Below are 23,527 nucleotides of genomic sequence, written 5' to 3'. Positions count from 1 at the left end.
CAGCATTGCCATCGGTGTAACCCCCAATCCCATTTCATACGCAAAATTATATCAGCAAGTTATGGAAGGCGCAATTAGCTGCTGCATCTATTTAATGGTGTCATACAAGTCTACTTCGATATGATTGACATCCCCATGTCCCCATTCATCTGAAATCTCCAGATGCCAGGATCTTAGCAATCTTTCATGTTTATTTTCTTTTATCCAGTTGTGGAGCTCGTCATATGTATTTCTAATTTCATAATTAGGTCCCTTATGTCGTTGGACTGCATATTTTTGTTTCGGAACTACTACAGATACCATACCTTCTGGAACTTCCCTTATGTCATTCACTTCAACACATACCCAGTAACCATCCTCCTCTTCCGTTACATCCTCAACGAAGAATGCCCCAATCAATCTTGCTGGTTGTACAACCCCAGATATCTCATTCAGCCTTTCCTTAAGTACGACAGAAGCCTCTGGAATCTCATGGACATACTGGTCGCCAGGGCATACTACTCTTATTCCTACTAAATTCATTCCATTGAGTTCGACAATCTTCATTTTTGGCATACGCCCCCTTCGGTAAATTTATTTTTTGAATATTGGTTTAGTTAGACTCGAAATCCCTAAAATCAACTCGCCAATCCGTCACGAACGCCGGGTAGTATGCCACTCGGTAAGCCACTCTTTGGGAGGCGATATTGCTAGAGATCACATCATAAGTCGGCACGCGTCCGCGATGTAATACCTCAAACGTTAAACGGTTTACAAGATAAGACGCCAATCCCATTTGGCGAAAGCCAGGGAGTACCTCGATTCCGATTTGCCACATCGCGGCACACACGTTACAAGCCCCTGCCATGCCAACAATCCTGCCATTGTGCTTGGCGATTACGGCCAATACCGTCTGATAAGGACGCCCCGGGTCGGTTACAATGGCATCCTCCAATCCCTCAAGCCCCATAAGCCTTGAAATCTCATTCTCCTCCACCACTTCATACGAAACCCCGGCCGGTGGCGGCATCGGCTGGATTCTCTCTAGATCCGGGAGAAAATGCAAATAAAGCCCCCTAATAAACGGCAGCGAAAAAATCGTATCCCTGTCTTTCCCTTGCATAAACGTTTTGGCAATCGCCAGCCGTTCCGGCGTAGCCGACACCACAATCGATTTGCCCATCGACAACATTTCGAAATAACGTTCGTTTCTCGGATACGGTCTCCGCCCTGGATTCTCTCTGGCGTCTACAAAAATCACGCGGTCTTTTTCCCCGTTTAAGTCATCCACCGTACAATTCAGATCAATCGCCAGCTGGGTCTGCACGATATGTATCATTTCTTTATGCGTCATCATGGTTTTATGTCCTTTCTTAGGGGGAAGCTATATTACAAAATAACTTCCCTTCTACTCACTTTCCATTCCACTCCTTTGCTCGGAGTACCACTTTCTAAGCTGATTAATATGGGCCTGATGATAACGGTTATGGTCGGCCATATGCCACAAGCCCCAGCGAAGGGTGGCTTGCTTTTCATTCTCGTGTCCGAATGTGACGATGCGATCCAGATCGGCATCCGTTAACTGCGAGCATGCATCTTTCAGTAAATTGAATACAACTTCATATTTAGATAGGAGCGTGTCCAGAGAGATCCCTCTGACCATTGGCAGCTTGTTATGTTCATCGATCATCGGGCCGTACTCGTCCTTTAACGACGGGGGGAGCACCTCTCTTTTGATCCGATAAACCCAATTCAGATCAACGTACGTGATATGTTTTATTAATTGAGCGGCGCTATTATAATGACCACCAGGTCCCTTATAATCAACTTCCTCTTGCGACATGCCCTCGGATACGGACTTTAGCCTCTCACTGTTCTCTCTGACAGCGCCATATAACATGCCCACGATCGTTGACATATTCCCTTCACCTTGCAAATCATATAGCATCCAAACACAACCTTTCTTGTAAAAATAAGCAGCATTCCGAAACCCTCACGATTCTAGAACTCGACATAGATCGGATGTGCCGCCGGGTTTAAACACATTTCAATTCGCGCCCGAAAGTTCATAAAGTTAACCATCTGCAGTGCTTCTTCGATTGGAAAAAAACCAGTCTCCAAACTCTCTTCGGTTATGATCGGAACTCCTCCAACGGGCTTGGCCAGAAACAATGTATTGCATATACTGTCTTTCACATTATGGAAGATACCGCAAAACTGCATGATTTCTATATCGATCCCCGATTCTTCCTTCGTTTCCCTAATCGCAGCTTGTTCGGGAGATTCTCCGATCTCCACGACGCCCCCAGGCATCTCCCATCCTCGCTGCGGTCCTTTAATGAGCAAAATCTCGTCCTTTTCATTGATTACGATGGCAGCGGCAGACACAAAATGCTTGGCTGGATTCATTTATTTACTCCCCCTTCTAATATCCATGTCACGGCTTCATTCAAGTCTGTCGCGATAAAATCAGGATACGCATCTTTCCATTTGCCGAAGTACTCGTGGTTATTATATTTTTCCAGTTCCTTGGCTCCGGCCCCTGTCATCACTAACGCTTTCTTGCAGCCGGCTTCTTTGGCAGCCACCATATCCGTCCACCTGTCCCCAATGACATAACACTTGGCTAAGTCCAGATGATTGTCTTCTGCGGCTTTCAACAGCATCCCTGCGGATGGCTTTCTACATTCACAACCTGCTCCATGCTCATGCGCACAAAGATAGATCTTGTCAAAACCAAAGGCTGACAATTCCGACTCGAATTCTCCCATCGTTGCTTCGCCACGAGCAATTCCAGGTTGATTCGTAAACGAACAAATAAGCATCCCAGCGGCTCTGAGAGATTGAATCGAATCCTTTACCTTCGGATAAAGCTCAAATTCACCGGGCAAAACAACCCGGTCAGTTCCTCCAAGAGTTCCGTCCCTATCTATAAAAACCGCTTGCCTGACCAAAACACCACCCCCATTTTACAAGCATCACACAGCGCAGACACCTTGTTATAGGATGTCAGAGCCCTAAACGATTTAAAAATCGCTGGCTGCCGATGCACCGCTCTTTCTTATTCACTTTCGTCGGTTTCGCTCCAAATGGCGTCTGCGCCATATCCTAAATACTCACGCACCTCTAGAACCTCACTGCCCCGTATCACAATTTCCAGGCCATTTTCAGAGTCCCACTCTGCTCCTCCACCCAGGATGGCTCCGAAAGTATGATCGTTTCGACCATAAGGATTTCGATAAAGATCAACTTGCTCTACGGACATAAACTCCAAAATATCCGCTCCATACACCTCACCTAACCCGGGAGGATAATCAGCCGTATCGCTGGACATTTTGAGGTCTTTCCACTCGCATGCTTTCTTGCATATTCCATGTACGGTTTCAGCCGGCAGCTGATTCAGCACGTCTTGTATGTAAATTTCCGCTTCCTTCACACTCATGTCTTCCGTGCTGAAACGATATTCGACATTACATTGGAACAACGCAAGATACCCAAACCCCGACATGCCGCTTTCATCTGAAGGATCCTCGACACCAACATTTTTCAACTGAAATCTTTCGGTCACTCTATCCCCTCCTGAATCATCCTTCTATTTTGATTTTTATATAATGTAAAATACATCAAACGATCCTTTAAATCAGGCTCTTTAGTGAATCCCATCTTCTCTAATAACCTTTGTGATTGAACGTTTTCAATTTCCGTTGTCGCTTCGATACAATCAAGTTTCATCAAATTAAACCCTATCGGAATCAGTTCATGCAGAGCCTCTTGCATGAATCCTTTCCCCCAGTAATCCGGGGATAGATCAAAACCGATCTCAGCTCTTGTTTCTTCTTCGTCCTTTATCCAACAATGAAACCCACATGTTCCAATGAGTTCGTTCTTGTCTTTTCCGAACAGCCCGTACCTGCAGCCCGAATCATGGATATGAAACGTAATAATGTCCACTGCTTCATGTATGTCTTTACATGCTTCGATATCCATAAATTTTGTGACTTCGTGGTAAGAAAAGTGCCTGTATATGGATTCAGCATCATCAAGTGTTAATTCTCGCATGAACAGTCTGTTGGTTTCAATCATCGGAAATTCTTCCATTCGTAATCGCCCTTTGCATTAAATTAATCCTCATTGAACTTCTCCTATACTCTTCTATTCTCGACTGCACGGCAAAAAACCTTTTGTCACGGACGTTTTCAGTCACCAGTGCAGCGTCCGACTTATGAAGAATACACTACAGAACGAACAGAGGGAAAAGCTATGATCACCACTTAGGAGGAAAGTGGCTGAAGGGAAGTTGACTTTTGTTCACAGCCATACTACGATGTGTAGTATGAGGTGAGATAGGAATGAAGATTAAGAAAATGAATATCGATGGCGAGGGCCTGAATCGATTTTTTGGACCACTGGAGTCAAGAATTATGGATATTCTCTGGTCTTCGGAAGCACTGAGTATCAAGGAAGTGCAGTCGATCCTGAATCAGGAGAGCCCGATCTCGATCAATACGGTGATGACCGTCATGAATCGTCTTCTGGATAAAGGCCTGCTGACAAAGGCAATGATGGGAACCGGCCGGACACGGGCAGCCAAGTTCAGTCCGCTGCAGTCGAGGGAGCAATTTCTCACCGAACAGACGAAAGAAGTGTCGCAGGGACTCATTCAAGAATATGGGAGCTTGGTCGTGAACCACATGATCGATGCGCTGGATGATGTCGATCCCGAGGTGATCGCAAAGCTGGAGCGTAAATTAAACGATATCAAACGCGGGAAAAAGCAATGAATCCTACCATACGGCTAAGATGTGCCTACGCGCTGATGATCGCATTCGTAGCTGTTGTCATGGTACATATGGGAATGCTCATTACAAACCAGATTCGAAACGGAGTGGTTCAAGGCCCCGTACTGAATTACGCCTTAATCGACATTGTCATTGCGTATACCCTTGGTCAGATCATTTGGCGAAGTACCCGGCAGTTGGTTTTATCGCACAAATGGTTAAGGCACTTCCGTGCCAACAGGCACGACAAATTAACCAAGCGGCTCAATTACAAATACCGCGACTGGGGCACGGAAATCATCGTGGTACAGGACGATGCCTTTGTGGCTCTGACGATGGGTCTTCTGCGACCGAGAATTGTCGTATCCACTACCGTTTTAGCGATGTTTACTGACAAGGAAATAAAGGCGATTTTACTGCATGAACGATATCACTGCTGCAATTACGATGGATTAAAAATGTTTTTTTCGGCCTTGCTGGCAGACGCCTTTGGATATTTGCCGATCGTTAAACCGATTCTTCGCTACTATCAGACGTGGCAAGAGCTGTTTGCTGACCGCTACGCCATCCGGCAGATGGGTACGGAGCAGTATTTAGGCAGCGTCTTATTACAATTAGCGAAACTCGGAAAGCTTCAGCGGTATGAGACAGCCGTGCATTTTGCGAATACGACATTGGAGTACCGGGTCATGCAGGTTCTTGAGCCTGATCGAGGCGTGAATGTTCCGTTAGCCCTGCTGAAGCCTTTTCTGAGATCCTGTTCCATTTTGCTGCTCCTCATGTTGGGCGGGGATTCATAATCCCTTTTTTTGAATAATTACACTACAATATGTAGTTCAATCACATCGCGTTTAGACGGAAGAATTTTATCAAATAGGAGATGAACATATGCACAATGAACTCATTCATATCGGACCTCTGACCATTTACGGCTATGGATTGATGATTGCAATCGGAATCCTGATTGCTTACAAGGTTGTTGCTCATAGAGCAGCTTCCAGACAAGTAGAACTCTCCCATGTTTCCTCTCTGACTTTTTGGAGCTTATTAGGCGGGTTGGTCGGCGCTAAGCTTTTGTTTTGGATCACTCAGATGAACCATATCGTCCAGGATCCTTCGATGGTTCTGAATTTTTCGGAAGGATTCGTGGTGTACGGTGGAATTATTGGGGGGATTGGGGTCGGTTATGCCTATTGTAAGAAGAAAAAGATAAACTTTCTAAAATACCTTGACCTTTTTGTGCCCTCCCTTGCATTAGCGCAGGGCTTTGGAAGAATCGGCTGCCTTCTCGCCGGTTGCTGTTATGGTGAAGAAACGGAGGGGTGGTTTGGAATTACGTTTCACGATTCCGAGCTTGCCCCGAATGATGTCAAACTCATTCCTACGCAAATATTAGAGAGCGTATTCAGCTTTTCTATTTTTTTCTTGCTGATTTATATGGCTAGAAGAAAAAGACCTAACGGCCTAATAGCAGGTCTTTATCTCATACTTTATAGTTTAGGTAGATTTATTATCGAATTTTTCAGAGGCGATATCATCCGAGGCCAGTTCGGTTCTCTTGCTACTTCGCAGTGGATCGCATTAACCGTTGTTTTGCTCACGTGCATCGTATTCTTAACCCGGACTCAAAAAAAGATGACGACTTAAGATACAGATCATGATATTGGTATCCACTAGTACCCGACTTAATTGCATTGTGCTTTCTGACTGAGGCATAGAGAACTCGAAACAGGACGGGGCCCGGCCTTTATCAATGAAAGCCGAGCCCCGAGGGTACCTTCTGTTCGCTAGCCGAAACTGAATCCCCTGTTCACCTCATGTGTGCATTCTTCGTTCATGCTCGACATTAGCATCAAGCATACTGCTGAGGAACGGCTTCTGCTAATCGGATCGCTTATTCCTCTTCTGGCTGACCTAATGATTGCGCCGTAAACCGGTAAAATGCCATGGCATCCTCCACGGTGCTAAAACCAGCTTGGGCAATCTTATCGCTGCCCCCGCCTTTTCCTCGATAATCGGCCAGATGCTGTTTGAAAAAAGCACCGCAAGCAGGTCCGCTCTCCCCTCCTTGGGCGAGAACCACCTTATGGTCCGAGTTGGACGCAAAAAGCACGATAACCTCGGCTTGTTCGGTAAGCTTGGCTGCCAAGTTCTGCATATCCTTCATCGGCTTGTCCGCAAAAACATGTTTGACCAGTCTGCCTTGGCGCTCAGCCAACAGCTTCCCGGCCAGGTAAGCGTCATTCTCGGCCTTCACTGCGTTTAGTTCAGCTTGGAGCTGCTTCTGCTCCTGATCCCATTTGGCAATCCGGTCCAGAATCTCTTCCTTTGCCGTATTGAACCTGGCTGACAGGCTTCCGAGGATCTCCATTCCGGCATTAAATTCTTTCAACGCCCGATACCCGCACTTAAAATAAAGACGCATATGTCCCTTCTGTTTCTCTGCTCTCAGCAGCTTGATCATGCCGATCTCACCCGTTGCCGAGACATGGGTGCCGCCGCATGCGTTATATTCGATACCTTCGATTTCAACGATCCGAATATCGTCGGTTACCTTCGGCTGCTTCACCAGCGGCAGGCCGGCCGCCTGCTCCCGGCTCACAACATAATTCGTTACCTGTCGATTAAGGTAAATCTGGTCGTTGACTTCCAGCTCCAGCATCATCAGCTGATGCTGAGGCAGATCCGATCGGGCGATATCGATGGTGGCATAATCCTGACCCAGGTGGAAGCTGAGCGTCTCCGCCTCGCATACCTGCAGACACATGGCCGACAGCAGGTGCTGACCGCTATGATGCTGCATATGGTCGAACCTTCTGTCCCAATCCAGCCGGCAGGTTACCTCTTCCCTCTCCGGAAAACGTTCAATTTTATGCAGTATCTCTCCGTCCTCCTGAACGACATCAAGAACCGGGATTTTATCGATCCACCCGAGATCACAGGGTTGTCCTCCGCCATGCGGATAAAAGGCCGTCTCTTCCAGTACCAGGTAGGTCCCGTCCTCCCGTTCCAGCTTCTGCGTGATTCGTGTCTCCCACTCCCGGGTATAAGCGGATTCGTAATACAGCTTCTTTGTCATCTTCATGTCCTCACAGTTCCCAAGTTATAAATTCATACTGATATCAGCTTACTATAAAACGGTCCCGCAGCGCCAAATTCCATTCAATAAAAAAAGACCGCCTGCCGGCAATGCCAACAGCACGGTCCTTGAATAAGAGGTTCGGGATTTCATAGATTCCATCCTCTTCCGCAATGTACAAATCATTCCCCATGATGAATCCGGGGCTTGCTGCATGTATTTTATTCTGCGATCATAAAGCTTTCTTCTTCCTCTTTAATAGGCAGATCAGCTACCGTCACCTTCTTTACGGACGCCCGTTTCAATGAACGCATGCAACGGACCAGAAAATCAATTTGTGACGCTTCCCCTTGAAATTCCGCTTCCACACTTCCATCCTGTAAATTTCTCACCCATCCCGTTAAATTCATTCTTCGAGCGATGCAATATATTTCCAAGCGAAATCCTACCTTCTGCACCTTACCGGAAAAAACAGCTTTTTTTCTGACGATGTTGCCCGGTGTGCGTTCAGGTAACTTAACCCGGTTGGCATGCCAAATGACATAGTCATTTCTTAATTTCTTAAGTACGCTCATTTCCCCGCAGCCTCCTTATATAAATTGGGATTCCCTTCATTTCAACATCGTGTGTAAACAACATAATTCACTGATGCATCAAACCACTACTTAACGCGCTTGAAAATCTCTTTTAAGTAATGCATAGATGACCGTATCAACAAATTGATTCCTCCAATAAAAGTGCTGCTTCAATGTCCCTTCTTCATTTAATCCCATCTTCTCCAGCAACTTTCTTGATGCCGTATTCTCTGGCTCTACGAATGCTTCAATCCGGTTTAATTCAAGATGGTTAAATCCGAACTCCATGATCTTCTGAATCGCCTCCGTCATGTAACCTTGCCGCCAATATTCTGGTGCCAGCTCATATCCAATCTCAGCTTTATAGTGATGTTTCATCCAACCATGATATCCGCATGTTCCAATGACTCTGCTTTCCGACCGTAAAGTGATTCCCCAACGAATGGCCTGATAGTTTTCAAACCTTTGATTCCATCTACGAATCAGTTCTTCTGCTTGTTCAATATGCGTAAAACTCTCCACATCATAAAATTTCGTAACGGTGTCCATAGAGAAATAATGAAAGATGTCTCTAGAATCCTCTGGTTTAATTTGTCTTAATACCAATCTTTCCGTTTCTAATAGGGGGAATTGAGGCATGTTGTTCTCCTTACATGGTTTGGGTCATTTCTCTAAACGTTTCTGTATCTACAAACTTATGTATTCCAATTATTAGTATTTCAATGATATGTGTTCTGGTTTTATATGTTATAATTTTCTAGTACAATAATCGGCTATAAGGGCGGTCGGCTAATCTCCCCGAAGGGAGGTGATGCCCATGGAGGTCAAAGATGCTATCTCCTTAATGTTCATGTTCGGCATGTTCATTTTGGCATTGCTCACCTACATGAAAAAGAAATAGACCGCCCTGGCTAAGGTAACGGTCTATTTCTCGACCTAACTAGTGTGGCCGACTGCTCTTTATGCAGTTATTGTACTCTGGAGTCGTGTTCCCGCACGGCTCCTTACTCATTCTTACCTCAGTATAACTCATTTTATAACGGTTTTATAGGATTTTATTAGTTTATTTTTACAGTAGCGTTTCAAATGTATTGTACGCAGCTATCTTACAAAACGTTGTTATCACGAACTCGAGAACTAATATAATAGCTTCACTGCCGGACGAGGGACGAATGTCTCGAATCGTGAATTTGGTGTTAGACAAATTCGTCTTGTTTTTCATACAGAACTTACTCTAATTTAGAAAATTCGTATATATCCCTACCAGTTTGCTTAAAACCTCAACGCTTTCCGAAGCATGATTGGTCTCTAAAGAATGGTTGGCATTAGGAATTTCGATGACCTCTGTGGCCTTGTCTAGTATAACTTGGTTGGCAAGTTCATGATTAAACACTTCATCCTTCGAACCATAAACCACAAGTCCCTTAAACCTGTTGATATAGTGAATGGTGTCTTTAATCGGCGTCAAAAATAGATGTTTTACTGGCATTTCAAGTTTTTCATGAACTTCTCCAGCGACGATTGTGCCTATGCTCTTACTAATAAAAACAACCTCTTTATACTTGCTTATGATTCGTTGAACCGATTCGTGGCACTCTTCTATTACTCTTTGCAGATCATGAATATCCAAATCCGTTCTCGCGGCTTGATATCCATATTCAAGTACCATTAAGTCATAACCACTTTGAATCGCGGAAGTTCCAGCAAAATGTAGAATGGGCTTATCACAGGGATAGTTTTTTCCAGGAAACAGAACAACCAATTTACTATTGTCCTCTTGAAGTTGATAATATTTTTGTTTCATTTCCGTTTTCCAAAACGAGGGCACCGTTAAAATCTCTAATTTCATGGTCTCCATCCTCTCCGGCTTCAGGTGATTTTTCAGCTAACATCTTATCTCCGCACTTCATCAGCACCTCCATATTACGTGTATTCGCGCTCTTCGTAAATACTCCCAGCCATTGGCAGGATATCTCCTACCTCCGAGGACGCTTCTGGCCCCTAGGGACCAAATCTTAAAAATCGTTCGATGTACATGTTTCATCCCTTGACAAAGTGGGTAAATGTATAAAACATATTATTGCACCGTTGCAGTTATACGGTCCTACTCAACAAGGACTCGTTGCCTGCAAACGCATTTTGCATATATCCATTTGGGCTGAGAGAAGCAGTGGCGTAGCTGCTTGATTCTCACAGGTATATCAGGATTCATGGATGAAGACACAAATGATCCTTATATACGAATAGGGGCTAAAAGGCTTGGAATACTTCCTTCGGATGGATGTAATAAGGGATTGCACACCGCTTAGAAAGCTAATATGCATATAAAGGTGGAATTTGGGGCATGTAAGTCTATGCCATAACAAAGATTGCCGGCTTAAATTGTTAATACCCTCAGGGTTTCCTCTTGGTTTTCTCCACCCCTTGATGATGCGCTTAATCCTATTCCATTTTGATTTCTTTTAGAGCTAACTTGCTTAGCTTCATTTCTGTATCTACATAACGAGGCTGCCGCCTTCCCTACTCAGCAATATACTTTTCCTCAACTCTTTTTTGAGTCCCCGATGGATGATATGCCAAATGCTCCGCATAATATGGATACTGCTTGCAAAGGGGCGATTGAATGATAGTACTGGAGCATGTGAATAAGGTTTATGATAATGGCTTTCACGCGCTGAAGGACATTAATCTCGAATTCAAAAAAGGGGAAATTACCGTCCTCATCGGTCCGAGCGGCTGCGGCAAATCAACAACCATGAAGCTGATCAACGCGCTTAATACGCCATCGTCGGGCAAAGTTCTGATTGACGGCCAGGATATCTCCAGATTGAATCCGGTTGAACTGCGGCGCAATATCGGCTATGTCATTCAAAGCGTTGGTTTATTTCCGCATATGAATATATCCAGGAACGCGGGCGTGGTTCCGCGTCTGAAGAAGTGGGATAAAGACAAAACAGATCAAAAAGTAAATGAATTGTTGGACATGGTCGGACTGGATCACACCATTTATGGCACTCGCTATCCATCCGAGCTAAGCGGCGGACAACAGCAGCGCGTAGGCGTCGTGCGGGCGCTTGCGGCGGAACCCGATATCATCCTGATGGACGAGCCGTTCTCCGCACTGGATCCCATCAGCCGCGAGCAGCTTCAGGATGAGCTGATCCGGCTTCAGCAGGAGCTCAATAAGACCATTATTTTTGTAACGCATGATATGGACGAAGCTATTAAAATCGCGGACACCATCGTTCTGATGAAAGATGGCGAAGTGGTTCAAACGGGTAAACCGGACAGCATTTTAAGGCATCCCGCAAATGATTTTGTGCGTGACTTTATCGGTTCGAAACGTCTGCAAAATGAGAATGAAAGCGCCTATGAAATTCCGCTTGTGGATGAAGTGATGATTACGAATCCGGTCACGGCATTCCCGAGCCGGGGATTGGCTGAAGCCATCAAGATGATGGAAATGAAGCGGGTCGATTCGCTGCTGATCGTGGATCGTAACCGTCAGCTTCAAGGCGCGGTTTCGATCTACCGGGTTCTCGACCAATACGGCGAGGAAGGCAAAACCGTGGCGGATGTGATGCATCCGGTCCGTTTTTCCGTGGCTTCGGGAAGCACCCTTGCCCAGGCTATTGAGATCATGGACAGCCATCAGCTCAGCAACCTTCCAGTAGTCGACAGTAATAATCGGTTCCTCGGACTCATTACAAGAGGTAGCGTCGTTAAACATTTGGCAGAGGTTTATCCAACGATCGTTCCTCCGGAGCTGAACGGAGAGGGTGAGTGATATGAATGCATTTTGGAGCTTCATCACGGATCGTTATCCGGATATTCTGAAGGCATTGCAAGAGCATCTGGTCCTCTCATTCTCTGCCGTGCTGCTCGGTACTGTGATTGCCGTACCGATCGGAATCCTGCTGGTCTACAACCGGGTCGGCTGGTTGAACAGCATCACCTTTTTCGTTGCAAATTTGTTTCAGACGGTTCCCAGCCTGGCGCTCCTGGCGATTCTGATTCCGCTGCTCGGGATCGGCATGAAGCCGGCCATACTCGCATTGTTTCTGTATTCCCTGATGCCCATCCTGCGGAATACCTATGACGGTTTTCACTCCGTGGATAAAGGCGTGCTCAATTCAGCCAGGGGGATGGGATACAGCACCGCACAAACGATTTTGAAAATTCAGCTTCCCCTATCGCTTCCTTACATCATGTCCGGTGTCCGCATTACGACCGTGTATATCATCAGCTGGGCAACCCTGGCTTCCTTGATCGGTGCTGGTGGGTTAGGCCAGCTTATCGTATCTGGACTTGGGGTCAACAAGCCCGAGATGATATTCATCGGTGGCATTGGTGCAATTCTGTTGGCGCTTGTAGCTGACGGACTGCTTGGTCTGCTGGAGGGCTGGCTGAGCAAGCACTACCATCAGAATCAAACCCGGGACGCTGCGATATGATTAACTTCAACCGTAAACAGCGGACGGGACGGAACAAGGAAGGCGTGATGAAACTGAACAAGCTGAAAAGGATACCGATGTTAGTCTGCCTGATGGCCCTTGCCGCTTTTACCTCCGCATGCGGAATTCAAAGCGACCTTACCATCGGGACGCAAACCTATACCGAAACCAAGATTATTGCTGAAATGTATAAAGCGCTGATTGAAGACCAAACCGATCTGAAGGTGGATGTTATCCCGGATCTGGCATCAAGTTCATTGGTCATCAATGCGATGAAGCGAAACGACGTTCAGATGGCGACGCTATATACCGGCGAGATATTCAACAACCATTTCCCGATCAGCGGCACCAAAGACCGCGATAAAGTCTTGAAGGAGGCACAAGAGGGATTCCAGGAACACTTCGGGTTCACCTGGATGAATCCGCTGGGTTTTGAGAACACCTACGCGTTCACGGTAAGAAAGGATCTTGCCGAAGCCAACGGGTACACCAAAATTTCCGACGTCAAAAAAGACATGGCCTCCATGAAGCTTGGGGTAGATACGACGTGGCTGGAGAGAAGTACGGATGGATATCCGGCATTCTCCAAAGCATACGACATCAAATTCGGTCAGGTCTTCCCCATGGAAATCAGCCTGGTCTACAGCGCGGTAGCCAATGAGCAGGTGGATATCGTGTTGGCCTATTCCACGGATTCCCGGCTGAAAGCCTACCAATTGCAGACGCTTCAGGATGACCAGCAATTCTTCCCTCCCTATGATGCAAGTCCGGTATTGCGTTCGGACCTTTTGAAGAAGCATCCTGAAATTGAGGATACGATAGCGCCTTTAATCGGTCATCTGGATGCAGATACGATGATATCGCTTAATTATCAGGTGGATATTGAGAAGAAAAGCGAGCGTGAGGTCGCGATCGCGTACTTGAAAGAGCAGGGCTTCTTGAAAAGCTAAAGGAGGGTAAGCATGGAAAGTGAACATTTAACATTTGCCGACTTTTTGTCGTATGTATCACGAAATCAAGAATTGCTCTGGGAGTATTTCATCCAGCATATTACGATGGTGGTTATCGGGCTGGGGCTGGCATTCATCGTCGGGGTGCCGCTTGGCATCCTCTGCTCTAAGAGTAAATGGGCGGCCAAGGTCATTTTGTTTATCACCAACATTCTACAGGTGGTACCAAGCTTGGCCATGCTCGTGGTTCTCATGTTATGGATGGGACTCGGAACGACAACGGTCATGGTGGGACTCTTCCTGTATTCCCTGAATCCAATCGCGCGGAATACGTACGTGGGGTTAAAACAGGTGGATCCCAGCTACCTGGAATCGGGAAAAGGTATCGGGATGAGCCCCTTCCAAATGCTCGTGAAAGTACGTTTTCCGCTGGCGCTGACGTACATCATGTCGGGCCTGCGTATCGCGGCCGTTATTGCCATCGGCGTGGTAACGATCGCTCCCCTCGTGGGAGGAGGCGGTCTGGGACGAGAAATTTACGCTGGACTAAACAGCAACAACTCCCTGCGGATTTTTGCAGGCGCCATTCCTGCCGCGGTGCTGGCAATCGTTGCGGATATCGTGCTCGGCATGCTGCAGCGTAAGCTGGATCTGGCCAAACGGAAGTCAGCCGGTGCGGCTCCATCGCCTGCGAAAATGCAAAATATAAACTGAGGTTTATAGAGGGTACATTCTAAGGGGCATTCCAAGAGATCTTCGATCTTGCGGGGTGCTCTTTTCTTTTTGTTGTTAGTATTATTTTTCCTTTAGATAATCCAAGACATTGTTTAAGTAACTTTCAATGGGTTGCGAAGAATCAATAGTCAGATACTTTATGTCTAATGGTCGTTTACTTTCATTTAAACCAGATATAAATGATTCTTCAGTCGTCTCCGATATTTGGCTTATCATTCGTTTTCGATTTTGAAGCCTGTTACTAATTTCCTTGTAATCGTTAAGGTAACATTCTATATATTTGTACTTGGCGTGATATTTCTTTGCTAATCGCAATCCTTGATCAAGCATCTCCGAATATAAACAAGGAGCATCAAATATAACATCATGACCTTGCGATAAATAAAACTCGACCAAATCCCAATCAACCGTGTATGAAATTTTGCCAAGATGTTTCATTTCAATATCAAGTCCTTCTGTTGACTTTAATATTGCCGTTTTAGATATATCATGGTCAACAATGACAGCCCCAGTTATATTGGCAATTCGTCTAGCAAGCGTTGATTTTCCCGAGCCCGGAAAACCCGACATTTGGAGAAAATACACTTCAGCACCTCGCTTTACTCTTATTTCAACTAATCTAATATTGTTTTTTCTCTAGGTACTGTGCTTATCACAAATTCCTCTCGATCAAAGATGGTTCAACTATATAAGTTTTTCTTCTATAGATCATTTTTTGTCCTTTCTGTTTTTCGGGAATTCCCTAACAGTTGAATTGCAAGATGTATCATATCTTAAAGTAAATAATTATTTTCTTCATTAGCCAGCATTAGCGTTCTGATTTCATATGATTTGCACCCCGATGCAATAAATGGGTCAGAATTGGCAATGTCCGTTGCTTCCATTAAATCCTCTGCTTGAATGATGACGATTCCTCCAGGATAATCCGCAAAAGGGCCACAAAGCATAAGTTTGCCTTGCGATTCTAAGCCTCTTAAATACTCCACATGACCCTTAATGATTTCATGATTTAACGGTTTTTGATTGTTCATTAAATAAACAAATGTCATCTTCTTCCCCTCCTCACACATTCTCCCCACTGTAGAAGGGACAATCTTTAATATGGTCGATTCAGTTTTATATTCGCCAGTGCTTGATCTTAATAATGGCAACCCTTTCCTGATTTTATACGATACCGGAAAAAACAACCATCCTTTATGCTGAATATGGCAAATGCACATCTAAATTGGAGGAGGAGCTACGGTTTATGCAGATGAGCAGAAAAATCTTCAATAAGCTTGTAACGGTTATAACATGTCTGGGACTGGCTGCCACAGCGATGGCCGGCTGCAGCAGTAAGGAGATACCAGAGGGGAGTACGGAATCCACAGCGTCAACCCAACCTTTGAGCAACTTATCGTATTGGAAACAGATGCATCACGACGCAGCCGCCATTATGAAAAGCTATGGAGAGATTACCGCTATTCAAGAAATCGAAAATAAAACCGGTGTCAAAATCGAATACCAACACCCGGCCCAAGGCCAAGCTGGCGAACAATTCAACTTGATGATGGCCTCGAAATCGCTGCCCGATGTCGTTGAGTATACGTGGAATAATTATCCGGGTGGCGCTCAAAAAGCGATTAAGGATGGCAAAATCATTCCATTAAACGACTATTTGGACCATGCGCCTAACTTCAAAAAGCTGCTGGACGAAAACCCGGAATGGAGAAGACAGGCGTCGACGGACGATGGCGATATTATCGGTTTTCCGTTCATCCGCCCCGTGAGAAAACTGCAAACCCACTCCGGCCCGGTTGTACGTAAAGATTGGTTGGACAAGTTGGATTTGCCTATTCCTAGAACCATCGACGAATGGTACACCGTTTTGAAAGCGTTTAAGGAACAAGATCCCAACGGCAACGGAAAGGCGGATGAGATTCCGATTATGATGGGAGCAGGCGAACTCGCCTTCACCGGTGCCTTTGGAATCCCGAACGGCTACTATCACGAAGGAAATACGGTAAAGTACGGCCCCATTCAACCCGAGTTTAAGCAATACCTGGAGACAATGAACCTCTGGTACGAGGAAGGCTTGCTGGACAAAGATTTTGCAGCAAACGACAGCAAAATGTACGATGCCAAAATAACCGGCAATCAGGTCGGTGCGGCTGTTATGGCTGTAGGCGGAGGCATGGGCAGGTTTATGGATTTAATGGAGTCTAAGGAACCGCAATTCAAGCTTGTTGCCACACCCTATCCGACATTACAATCTGGCGATAAACCGATATTCGGTCAAATGGACAATCAGATTGTCGGCATATTCACTGCTATAACTGAAAGCAACAAGCACATCGCTGAAACCGTAAAATTCTTCGATTATTTCTATAGTGAAGAAGGACGAATGATCATGAACTTCGGTAAAGAAGGCACATCCTATACGATGGATGACGGTTATCCGAAGTATATGGATTCCGTCATGAACAATCCGGAAGGATTGCCGCTTGCCCAATCCCTTAAAAAGCATGTCTTGTCCGCTGATGCGGGTCCTTTCTTGCAGGATGTACGCTATATAGAGCAATATGCGGCCAGACCGGAGCAGCAAGAGGCTTTGACCGTCTGGGCAGAACCTTCGAATGAAAAAAGAATGCCTCCAATCACCATCGCCCGGGAAAACAATAGCCGATATGCCTCGATCATGAACGATATCGATACGTATAAAAATGAAATGATCGTTAAATTTATTATGGGCGCAGAATCGCTGGATACGTTCGATGAGTATGTCGCTACCATGAAAAGCATGGGGATCGACGAGGCAATTCAAATGCAGCAATCCGGATTGGAACGCTATAACAACCGATAAAATGCCTACTACACTGGAGACGGAAAGCTTGCGGCTTCCCGTTCTCCAGTATTTGAAGAAGGAGTAAGCCCATGCCTAATGTACAGGGAAACACCGCGAAGACGGCAACGGGGAACCGGGCAGACAAGAAATGGAGCATGATCAAAAAGGACATTGTTCGGAACCGCTACATTTATCTTATTCTGCTGCCCGTCGTTGCCTACTATATCATTTTTCATTATGGACCGATGTATGGTCTGCAAATCGCTTTTAAAGATTACGGACTTGCAGACGGAATTTGGGGAAGCCCTTGGATGGGTTTCGCACATTTTGAAAGTTTTTTTGGAAACTACTACTTCTGGAGACTGATTCGGAACACCCTGCTGATCAATATCTATGAATTGCTGTTTGCGTTCCCCGCTTCGATTATACTGGCCTTATTGCTTAATGAGATTCGCAGGAGTTTTTTCAAACGGATCGTACAGACGATAAGCTATCTCCCGCACTTTATCTCCATCGTCGTTGTGGTCGGGATGATGATCGATTTCTTCGCCCGCGACGGTCTGGTTAATCACCTTCTGGGCATATTCGGACTTGAACCGATTGCGTTCATGCAGGAGCCGGGATGGTTTCGGTTCATGTACGTATCTTCCGGCGTCTGGCAGGGAATCGGATGGGGCTCTATTATCTATCTCGCCGCCATAGCCAACATTGATCCGACTCTCTATGATGCGGCCAGGATTGACGGAGCGGGACGATGGAAACAGACCTTGCATATTACCCTGCCCGGGATCATGCCGACCATTGTGATATTGCTCATTCTCAACATGGGATCCATGCTTTCCGTCGGGAGCGAGAAAATTATTTTGATGTACAATCCGATGACCTATGAGACGGCCGATGTCATCTCTACCTATGTATTCAGGAAAGGTATCCTGGGAGCCGATTTCGGTTATACCGCTGCCGTTGGACTATTCAATTCGGTCATCAGCTTCATTCTGATTGTACTCGCCAATTCCATTAGCAAACGAGTGAGTGAACATAAATTGTGGTAAGGGAGGAACGGTATGTTTCACAAACGCAGTCTGGGTGAATCGATATTTTCCGTCGTCAATACATGCTTCATGCTCCTGCTTTGCTTCGTCACGCTTTATCCGTTCCTTTACGTATTATTCGCATCTTTAAGCGATCCTGCAGAAATCGCCCGATTTCGCGGCATGCTGTTTTTCCCTACCGGATTTAATCTGGATGCGTATAAAGCCGTCATGGATAATCCCATGATTCTGACCGGTTACCGGAACACCCTCTTCTATGTCGCTGGCGGCACAATCATCAACCTATTCATGACAACGCTCGGTGCCTATGCCCTTTCTCGCCGCAACGTCTATTTCAACAATTCCATCATGCTCATCATCGTGATCACGATGGTGTTCAATGGGGGGCTCATTCCAACCTTTCTGCTGGTGAACAGTCTCGGCATGCTGGATACGCCGTGGGCTCTTCTCTTGCCGGGGGCTATCAGTTCATTTAACTTGATCATTATGCGAACCGCCTTTCAAGCGGTACCCGTTAGTTTGGAGGAATCCGCGCGGATCGACGGGGCCAATGATTGGATCATTATGAGCAGAATCATTGTTCCTCTTTCGATGCCCGTTATTGCCGTCATGGTTTTGTGGTATGCAGTGGGACATTGGAATTCATACTTTAGCGCATTGATTTATTTGCGTGATCGGGAGTTATTTCCCTTGCAGTTAGTGCTCCGTGAAATTCTGATCTCGAACAGTACGGACAGTATGACGACCGGCGCAGCAGCCACAGATCGGCTGGACATCGGGATCACGATCAAATATGCGACGATTATCATCTCTACACTTCCGATATTATGCCTGTATCCGTTTCTGCAAAAGTATTTTGTGCACGGTGTCCTGATCGGTGCGTTAAAAGAATGATCATCACACGAATCGGTCATCCAATGAAGGGAGCAAGCTTGCTCTTCCCGAAGTATATGGGACTGAGCAAGCTTTTCTATACTAGGAGTGATCGCCATGTTTTCAATCATTCGAAGAAAGAATGCCGAGAGCAGAAGAAGAAGCCTGTTCATCAGGATGCTCGTATCCAATTGTCTTCTGCTCCTGCTTCCCATCCTGATTTGGTTTGTGTTCTATACCAATATTGAACATATCATGAAATCCAATGCGGAACGGTCCAATCTCGGCATGCTGGAGCAGATGCGTCTCAATATAGACAGCCATTTCAAAGAAATTGAACAGTTATCCCATCAGATTATACTCAATCCGAAGCTGCGTTATTTATTGGATACGGAAATCAAAGACTTGTCAGAACGGTATCATTTGGTCCAGTTTACAAGAGATTATTTAACGATGCATTCGAGAATGACCAAGGATTTTGTGTACGATTTCTATATTTTTTTGGACCGAAGCGATTCTGTGATCAAACCGAATCTCGTAACCGATTCTCACAATTTTTATGATAAATATTATCGCTTTGAACATCTGACCTATGAAGAATGGCGTAAGCAGATGACTAGCTATCATAGTCAAACCTACCTGCCGTCCTCCACCTTACAACGAAACGGCTCCCTGAAGGATGACCCCATGCAAGTGATTACCTTTATGCAATCGTTGCCGGTCGAAGAAACATCCAACATGAAAGGGAGTCTAACGGTTCTGATCGATGAAACCAAGATTCACGAAATGACACGACAAATCGAGTCCGCAAACGGGAGTTCCGTTTATATCGTGAACCAAAATCATGAACTCATCAGCAGTACCCCCGGTGCAAGTCCGTTATCAAACTCGATATTGAATGAACTGAAGTCGAACTCCGGTTTACGCAATTACAATCTGAACGGTCAAGATGTAACGGTATCATTCACAACCTCGGGACAAGTCGGATGGTACTATATTGCTGTGATGCCTTTGAATGTATATTTGCAGAAAGTGAAACAAATGGAGCATCTTGCGCTGTGGCTTCTCTTGCTATGTATCCTTGCGGGGAGCGCGGCTGCATATGGAATCGCGTATAGGAACTATTTTCCAATCAAAAGAATGATAGAGGCGATTCAGGCCGGAAAGTCTCATCCACGTAAACCTGCTGTGAATGAATTTGACTACATCCTGGAAATGATGAAAATTTCCTGGGACGAGGAAAGGCATATTAAAAACAAACTGACTCAACAACTGCCCGTTCTGCGTTCTAACTATTTACATCGAGTGCTTCAAGGCTACTTTGAGCCTCCAGAGCAAATGAAACAATCGCTGGAATTTATGGGCATCCATTTTCCGTTTCCTCATTTTATCGTCATTCTCGTTCAAGTGGACGACATGACCCGGTTCGCACCGAACCAAAGTGAAAAACAATGGGCCTTGGTGCGATTTATCATCTCCAATTTGGCTGAAGATACAGTCTATGAAGGGCATACGATACATACGATCGACTTGGAGAAAGACCGGCTGGCCCTGCTCGTTAATCTATTGCCGGATCAGATGGATCATCCGGCTTGCCGGGTGAAGGACATCGTATCCGAATTGCATCGCATGCTGGAGACTCGGTTCAAGCTGGTGCTCAGCATAGCCGTAAGCGGCGTTCATACGGGCCAGCATCAGATTGGAGAAGCCTATTTGGAAGCGGCTGCCGCCTTGGAGTACAGGATGGTCAATGGGCAGCTGTCGACCTTTTACTATCATGATATTCGCCAGAAAAAGCTGCAGTATTATTACCCTGTCGAAACCGAGCTGCAGTTAATCAACTGTATTCGAAGCGGCGATACAGAGCAAGTGGTCCAGCTGCTCACACAGCTGTTCGATCGAAATTTTCGGGACGAATCCATCACTCCGGAGCTTGGGAGATGCTTATTATTCAGTCTTGCCGGTACCCTGCTGCGTATCATGGCATCGGATTCGGATACGCTGGCCTACCGGAAGCTTACAGAAGGTGACATCCACCCCGTGCGTTTCCTGCTTTCCTGTAAAACAACCGACGAAATGTTTGAAAAAGCGAAGGACCTGTATGTATCGGCCGCCGAATCGTTCAAACTGGAACGAAGCGATCACAATGAACAGCTCCTGCTGCAAATTCAAACCTGCATTCAAGCCAATTACGCCGATCCCAATATGAGCTTGAATTTAGTGTCTGATCATTTGCAGATCACGCCGCAATATATTTCACAATTTTTTAAAAGAGTGAGTGGACAGAACTTCAACGACTACCTGACTGTCGTACGCATGGATCACGCTAAGAAACTGATGTCGGATCCTGGACTGACCAACGCACAGATTGCCAAGATGGTCGGTTATACAAGCGATACGGTATTCATTCGGGTTTTTAAGAAGGTCGAAGGCATTACTCCCGGTAAATATAGAGAGAGTATTACGAAATGTGCTGGATTAAATCAATAGGAATGTTTACTACATTATTTACATTGGCAGCATATCTCTCATTAAAAGAAAGGATGTGCTGCTAATCGTTTTGCGCTCATATTTCTCCGAGGATTTTTATCATTGCTCGTCTTTTCATCCATGGACCGTAGTGCACCATGATATGGACGCTACTAGCCGCTCCTCCGGAATAATAACCGGTTCTAATCATAAGCTTATACAAGAAAGCCATAAAAGGAGGGTTAAGTGAATTGACGAAAGTTAAAGTTAGTTTGCGGCCCATCGTTAGCAAGCTGAATTTACCCACTGTGTTGAAAACAACGATTCTTCCGGGCGACTCCGTCGAAAGATTATTCATTGCGACTCAGGTAGGCGAGATCTTTTACATAGGAAACGGAGTTATAGAGACTTTCTTAGATATTCGTCCGCGAATCCTGAAACTAGGTGGTTCTAGCGGCGGATATGATGAACGGGGACTGCTAGGGCTGGCATTTCATCCCCAATTTTATTATAATCGTCTGTTTTATCTCCATTATTCAGCAGCTGGAACCCAAGGTCCAGGGGCCCTTCCAGGTGCTCCTCCTGAATCTTTTAAGCCTAACCCGTGCGATGCTAGCACCTTAAACCTAAAGTGGGCAAATAGAGAACATCAATACGATCATATCGATACAGTCGAAGAATGGATTCTGCAATCGAATGGCCAACCTCACAAAAGGCGGACGTTACTTAATATCAGAAGGCCATTTTTAAATCATAACGGTGTCAATAGCCTAAACCTTTCCCCTGAAACAGGAAAGCTTGTTTTGACAACCGGTGATGGCGGATCAGGCTATGATCCGTTCAATTTAAGCCAAGACGATATGGAAATCGCAGGTAAAATCATCGAAATTGATGTCGTTAAGAATACGTATATCGATAATCCGCCCGTCGTTACGCGTTTTCATGAACTGCCCGTACCCATTCAGGAGACGCTTACGGTAATCGCCAAAGGCGTTCGCAATATACCCGGCATTTCATTTCAAAGGTTTTACAATCAGTATATCAAATACGTAGGGAATGTCGGACAGGATCTCGTAGAGTCGATTTTTTCGTTCGTTCATTATAAACCGATACCGGTTACTCAGCTTATACAAGCTTCTTTAATGAAAACGGAACCTGACCATGAAGGATTTATTAATTTGGGCTGGCGCGGGTGGGAAGGTGCTTTTCCGACCTCGATCATAACCGGCTGCTCTGCAAGTCCGGCTTTGAACGAGAAAACCATTGCTTATTACGAGGAAGCCGTAAGAACTTCCGTACGGCGTCTTCAGCCTCTGACAAGTTATTTTCATGAAGATTCCCGAACCGATAAGTTTAGAGCAACCGCACTTACAGGAGTACAGCCCTATATGGGATGTGAAATCCCCTCTCTATCAGGAAACGTTGTGTTTACCGACCTGGCTCGAGGGCCTGAATCTCAACTTCCCGTTAGAGGAGTCTTAGCCTACACCAAGGTAAGAACGGATGGTAAGCTAAATGATTTTCATGTTATTGAAACCGATGATCCGTTTGGGTCTCAATCCGCGTATTATGTTAGTCTGGGTACGAATCTGAATCAAACCAGACTCTATTTAGGGGTTTATGGCTCGATGAAAGTGGCTGATGCTAACCAAGGTACCGTTTTTGAAATTATTCCATGATTCATAACGAGCCAAATCCGGCCAGAATGATGGAAAACGTTATTTCGTTCAATAACGTATGGTTCCGGTACGATTCGCAC

Annotated in this window: 26 protein-coding genes; 13 read left to right on the top strand and 13 right to left on the bottom strand. The window is 45.6% G+C overall.

Features of this window, described 5'->3' with window-relative positions; genetic code table 11:
* Positions 1–87 precede the first annotated feature (87 nt).
* The 7 genes from JNUCC32_RS03390 to JNUCC32_RS03360 form a co-directional block, all read right to left on the bottom strand.
* Positions 88–546: a GyrI-like domain-containing protein gene (locus JNUCC32_RS03390; RefSeq protein ID WP_192571096.1), complete on the bottom strand. Its 459-nt coding sequence runs from the start codon at positions 544–546 to the stop codon at positions 88–90.
* A gap of 46 nt (positions 547–592) precedes the next feature.
* Positions 593–1,336 carry a GNAT family N-acetyltransferase gene (locus tag JNUCC32_RS03385; protein WP_192571095.1) on the bottom strand — a complete coding sequence of 248 codons (744 nt, stop codon included), beginning with the start codon at positions 1,334–1,336 and terminating at the stop codon, positions 593–595.
* A gap of 51 nt (positions 1,337–1,387) precedes the next feature.
* Entirely contained in the window at positions 1,388–1,927 is a 540-nt protein-coding gene (locus tag JNUCC32_RS03380; protein WP_192571094.1) for a DinB family protein, read from the bottom strand.
* A gap of 53 nt (positions 1,928–1,980) precedes the next feature.
* Positions 1,981–2,388: an NUDIX hydrolase gene (locus JNUCC32_RS03375; protein WP_192571093.1), complete on the bottom strand. Its 408-nt coding sequence runs from the start codon at positions 2,386–2,388 to the stop codon at positions 1,981–1,983.
* The gene (locus tag JNUCC32_RS03370) at positions 2,385–2,933 is read right to left on the bottom strand and encodes an HAD-IIIA family hydrolase (protein WP_192571092.1); all 549 of its coding nucleotides are present in this window, start codon (positions 2,931–2,933) and stop codon (positions 2,385–2,387) included. Before JNUCC32_RS03370 ends, JNUCC32_RS03375 begins: the two co-directional genes overlap by 4 nt.
* Positions 2,934–3,040: 107 nt before the next feature.
* Positions 3,041–3,547 carry a DUF6985 domain-containing protein gene (locus JNUCC32_RS03365; RefSeq protein ID WP_192571091.1) on the bottom strand — a complete coding sequence of 169 codons (507 nt, stop codon included), beginning with the start codon at positions 3,545–3,547 and terminating at the stop codon, positions 3,041–3,043.
* Entirely contained in the window at positions 3,544–4,077 is a 534-nt protein-coding gene (locus tag JNUCC32_RS03360; RefSeq protein ID WP_192571090.1) for a GNAT family N-acetyltransferase, read from the bottom strand. The genes JNUCC32_RS03365 and JNUCC32_RS03360 overlap by 4 nt, the downstream gene beginning before the upstream one ends.
* Positions 4,078–4,328: 251 nt before the next feature.
* Here JNUCC32_RS03360 and JNUCC32_RS03355 point away from each other — a divergent pair, with 251 nt between their 5' ends.
* From JNUCC32_RS03355 to JNUCC32_RS03345, 3 genes are all read left to right on the top strand, one after another.
* Complete coding sequence (locus JNUCC32_RS03355) at positions 4,329–4,760, top strand: BlaI/MecI/CopY family transcriptional regulator (RefSeq protein WP_192571089.1); 432 nt, start codon at positions 4,329–4,331, stop codon at positions 4,758–4,760.
* Positions 4,757–5,557: a M56 family metallopeptidase gene (locus JNUCC32_RS03350; RefSeq protein WP_192571088.1), complete on the top strand. Its 801-nt coding sequence runs from the start codon at positions 4,757–4,759 to the stop codon at positions 5,555–5,557. Before JNUCC32_RS03355 ends, JNUCC32_RS03350 begins: the two co-directional genes overlap by 4 nt.
* 88 nt (positions 5,558–5,645) lie before the next feature.
* Entirely contained in the window at positions 5,646–6,404 is a 759-nt protein-coding gene (locus JNUCC32_RS03345; protein WP_192571087.1) for a prolipoprotein diacylglyceryl transferase, read from the top strand.
* Between the two features lie 247 nt (positions 6,405–6,651).
* Here the strand turns inward: JNUCC32_RS03345 and JNUCC32_RS03340 are convergent, their stop codons facing one another.
* The 3 genes from JNUCC32_RS03340 to JNUCC32_RS03330 form a co-directional block, all read right to left on the bottom strand.
* The gene (locus tag JNUCC32_RS03340; RefSeq protein ID WP_192571086.1) at positions 6,652–7,836 is read right to left on the bottom strand and encodes an alanyl-tRNA editing protein; all 1,185 of its coding nucleotides are present in this window, start codon (positions 7,834–7,836) and stop codon (positions 6,652–6,654) included.
* Positions 7,837–8,057: 221 nt separating this feature from the next.
* Complete coding sequence (locus tag JNUCC32_RS03335; protein WP_051425392.1) at positions 8,058–8,411, bottom strand: acylphosphatase; 354 nt, start codon at positions 8,409–8,411, stop codon at positions 8,058–8,060.
* Positions 8,412–8,501: 90 nt separating this feature from the next.
* Positions 8,502–9,050 carry a GNAT family N-acetyltransferase gene (locus tag JNUCC32_RS03330; protein ID WP_192571085.1) on the bottom strand — a complete coding sequence of 183 codons (549 nt, stop codon included), beginning with the start codon at positions 9,048–9,050 and terminating at the stop codon, positions 8,502–8,504.
* A 172-nt stretch (positions 9,051–9,222) separates the two neighbouring features.
* Between JNUCC32_RS03330 and JNUCC32_RS31770 the strand changes: the two genes are divergently transcribed.
* Positions 9,223–9,312 carry a putative holin-like toxin gene (locus JNUCC32_RS31770; RefSeq protein WP_375119554.1) on the top strand — a complete coding sequence of 30 codons (90 nt, stop codon included), beginning with the start codon at positions 9,223–9,225 and terminating at the stop codon, positions 9,310–9,312.
* 333 nt (positions 9,313–9,645) lie between these two features.
* On the opposite strand, the gene JNUCC32_RS03325 is transcribed toward JNUCC32_RS31770, so the two are convergent.
* Positions 9,646–10,260, bottom strand: coding sequence for an alpha/beta hydrolase (locus tag JNUCC32_RS03325; RefSeq protein WP_192571084.1), 615 nt, complete (start codon positions 10,258–10,260; stop codon positions 9,646–9,648).
* A gap of 774 nt (positions 10,261–11,034) precedes the next feature.
* Between JNUCC32_RS03325 and JNUCC32_RS03320 the strand changes: the two genes are divergently transcribed.
* From JNUCC32_RS03320 to JNUCC32_RS03305, 4 genes are read left to right on the top strand one after another with little or no spacing between them, the layout of a single operon-like run.
* On the top strand, positions 11,035–12,198 hold the full coding sequence (locus tag JNUCC32_RS03320; RefSeq protein ID WP_192571083.1) for an ABC transporter ATP-binding protein: 1,164 nt from the start codon (positions 11,035–11,037) through the stop codon (positions 12,196–12,198).
* 1 nt (position 12,199) lies between these two features.
* The gene (locus tag JNUCC32_RS03315) at positions 12,200–12,865 is read left to right on the top strand and encodes an ABC transporter permease (protein WP_096775994.1); all 666 of its coding nucleotides are present in this window, start codon (positions 12,200–12,202) and stop codon (positions 12,863–12,865) included.
* Between the two features lie 47 nt (positions 12,866–12,912).
* Positions 12,913–13,815, top strand: a complete 903-nt coding sequence (locus tag JNUCC32_RS03310) for a glycine betaine ABC transporter substrate-binding protein (protein ID WP_192572583.1) — start codon at positions 12,913–12,915, stop codon at positions 13,813–13,815.
* Between the two features lie 12 nt (positions 13,816–13,827).
* Positions 13,828–14,529: an ABC transporter permease gene (locus tag JNUCC32_RS03305; protein ID WP_192571082.1), complete on the top strand. Its 702-nt coding sequence runs from the start codon at positions 13,828–13,830 to the stop codon at positions 14,527–14,529.
* An 81-nt stretch (positions 14,530–14,610) separates the two neighbouring features.
* Here JNUCC32_RS03305 and JNUCC32_RS03300 read toward each other — a convergent pair whose 3' ends face one another.
* Both JNUCC32_RS03300 and JNUCC32_RS03295 read right to left on the bottom strand, forming a co-directional pair.
* The gene (locus JNUCC32_RS03300; RefSeq protein ID WP_192571081.1) at positions 14,611–15,135 is read right to left on the bottom strand and encodes a P-loop nucleotide/nucleoside kinase family protein; all 525 of its coding nucleotides are present in this window, start codon (positions 15,133–15,135) and stop codon (positions 14,611–14,613) included.
* A gap of 188 nt (positions 15,136–15,323) precedes the next feature.
* Positions 15,324–15,599 (bottom strand): YciI family protein, encoded by a 276-nt coding sequence (locus JNUCC32_RS03295; protein WP_096775998.1) that lies wholly within the window; start codon positions 15,597–15,599, stop codon positions 15,324–15,326.
* A gap of 197 nt (positions 15,600–15,796) precedes the next feature.
* Between JNUCC32_RS03295 and JNUCC32_RS03290 the strand changes: the two genes are divergently transcribed.
* The 5 genes from JNUCC32_RS03290 to JNUCC32_RS03270 all read left to right on the top strand — a co-directional run bounded on the left by JNUCC32_RS03290 (position 15,797) and on the right by JNUCC32_RS03270 (position 23,447).
* Complete coding sequence (locus tag JNUCC32_RS03290) at positions 15,797–17,392, top strand: extracellular solute-binding protein (protein ID WP_192571080.1); 1,596 nt, start codon at positions 15,797–15,799, stop codon at positions 17,390–17,392.
* A gap of 71 nt (positions 17,393–17,463) precedes the next feature.
* The gene (locus JNUCC32_RS03285) at positions 17,464–18,426 is read left to right on the top strand and encodes an ABC transporter permease (RefSeq protein ID WP_192571079.1); all 963 of its coding nucleotides are present in this window, start codon (positions 17,464–17,466) and stop codon (positions 18,424–18,426) included.
* Between the two features lie 12 nt (positions 18,427–18,438).
* Positions 18,439–19,320: a carbohydrate ABC transporter permease gene (locus tag JNUCC32_RS03280; RefSeq protein WP_096776001.1), complete on the top strand. Its 882-nt coding sequence runs from the start codon at positions 18,439–18,441 to the stop codon at positions 19,318–19,320.
* A 96-nt stretch (positions 19,321–19,416) separates the two neighbouring features.
* Positions 19,417–21,789, top strand: coding sequence for an AraC family transcriptional regulator (locus JNUCC32_RS03275; protein ID WP_192571078.1), 2,373 nt, complete (start codon positions 19,417–19,419; stop codon positions 21,787–21,789).
* 230 nt (positions 21,790–22,019) lie between these two features.
* Positions 22,020–23,447, top strand: coding sequence for a PQQ-dependent sugar dehydrogenase (locus tag JNUCC32_RS03270; protein ID WP_192571077.1), 1,428 nt, complete (start codon positions 22,020–22,022; stop codon positions 23,445–23,447).
* The last annotated feature ends 80 nt before the right edge of the window (positions 23,448–23,527 follow it).

Origin of the sequence: Paenibacillus sp. JNUCC32 (assembly GCF_014863545.1) — a bacterium.
In the GTDB taxonomy this organism is placed as follows: Bacteria; Bacillota; Bacilli; order Paenibacillales; family Paenibacillaceae; genus Paenibacillus_AQ; species Paenibacillus_AQ lautus_A.
The sequence above is the reverse complement of the archived record's forward strand: the minus strand, read 5'-3'. Positions and strand labels throughout refer to the sequence as shown.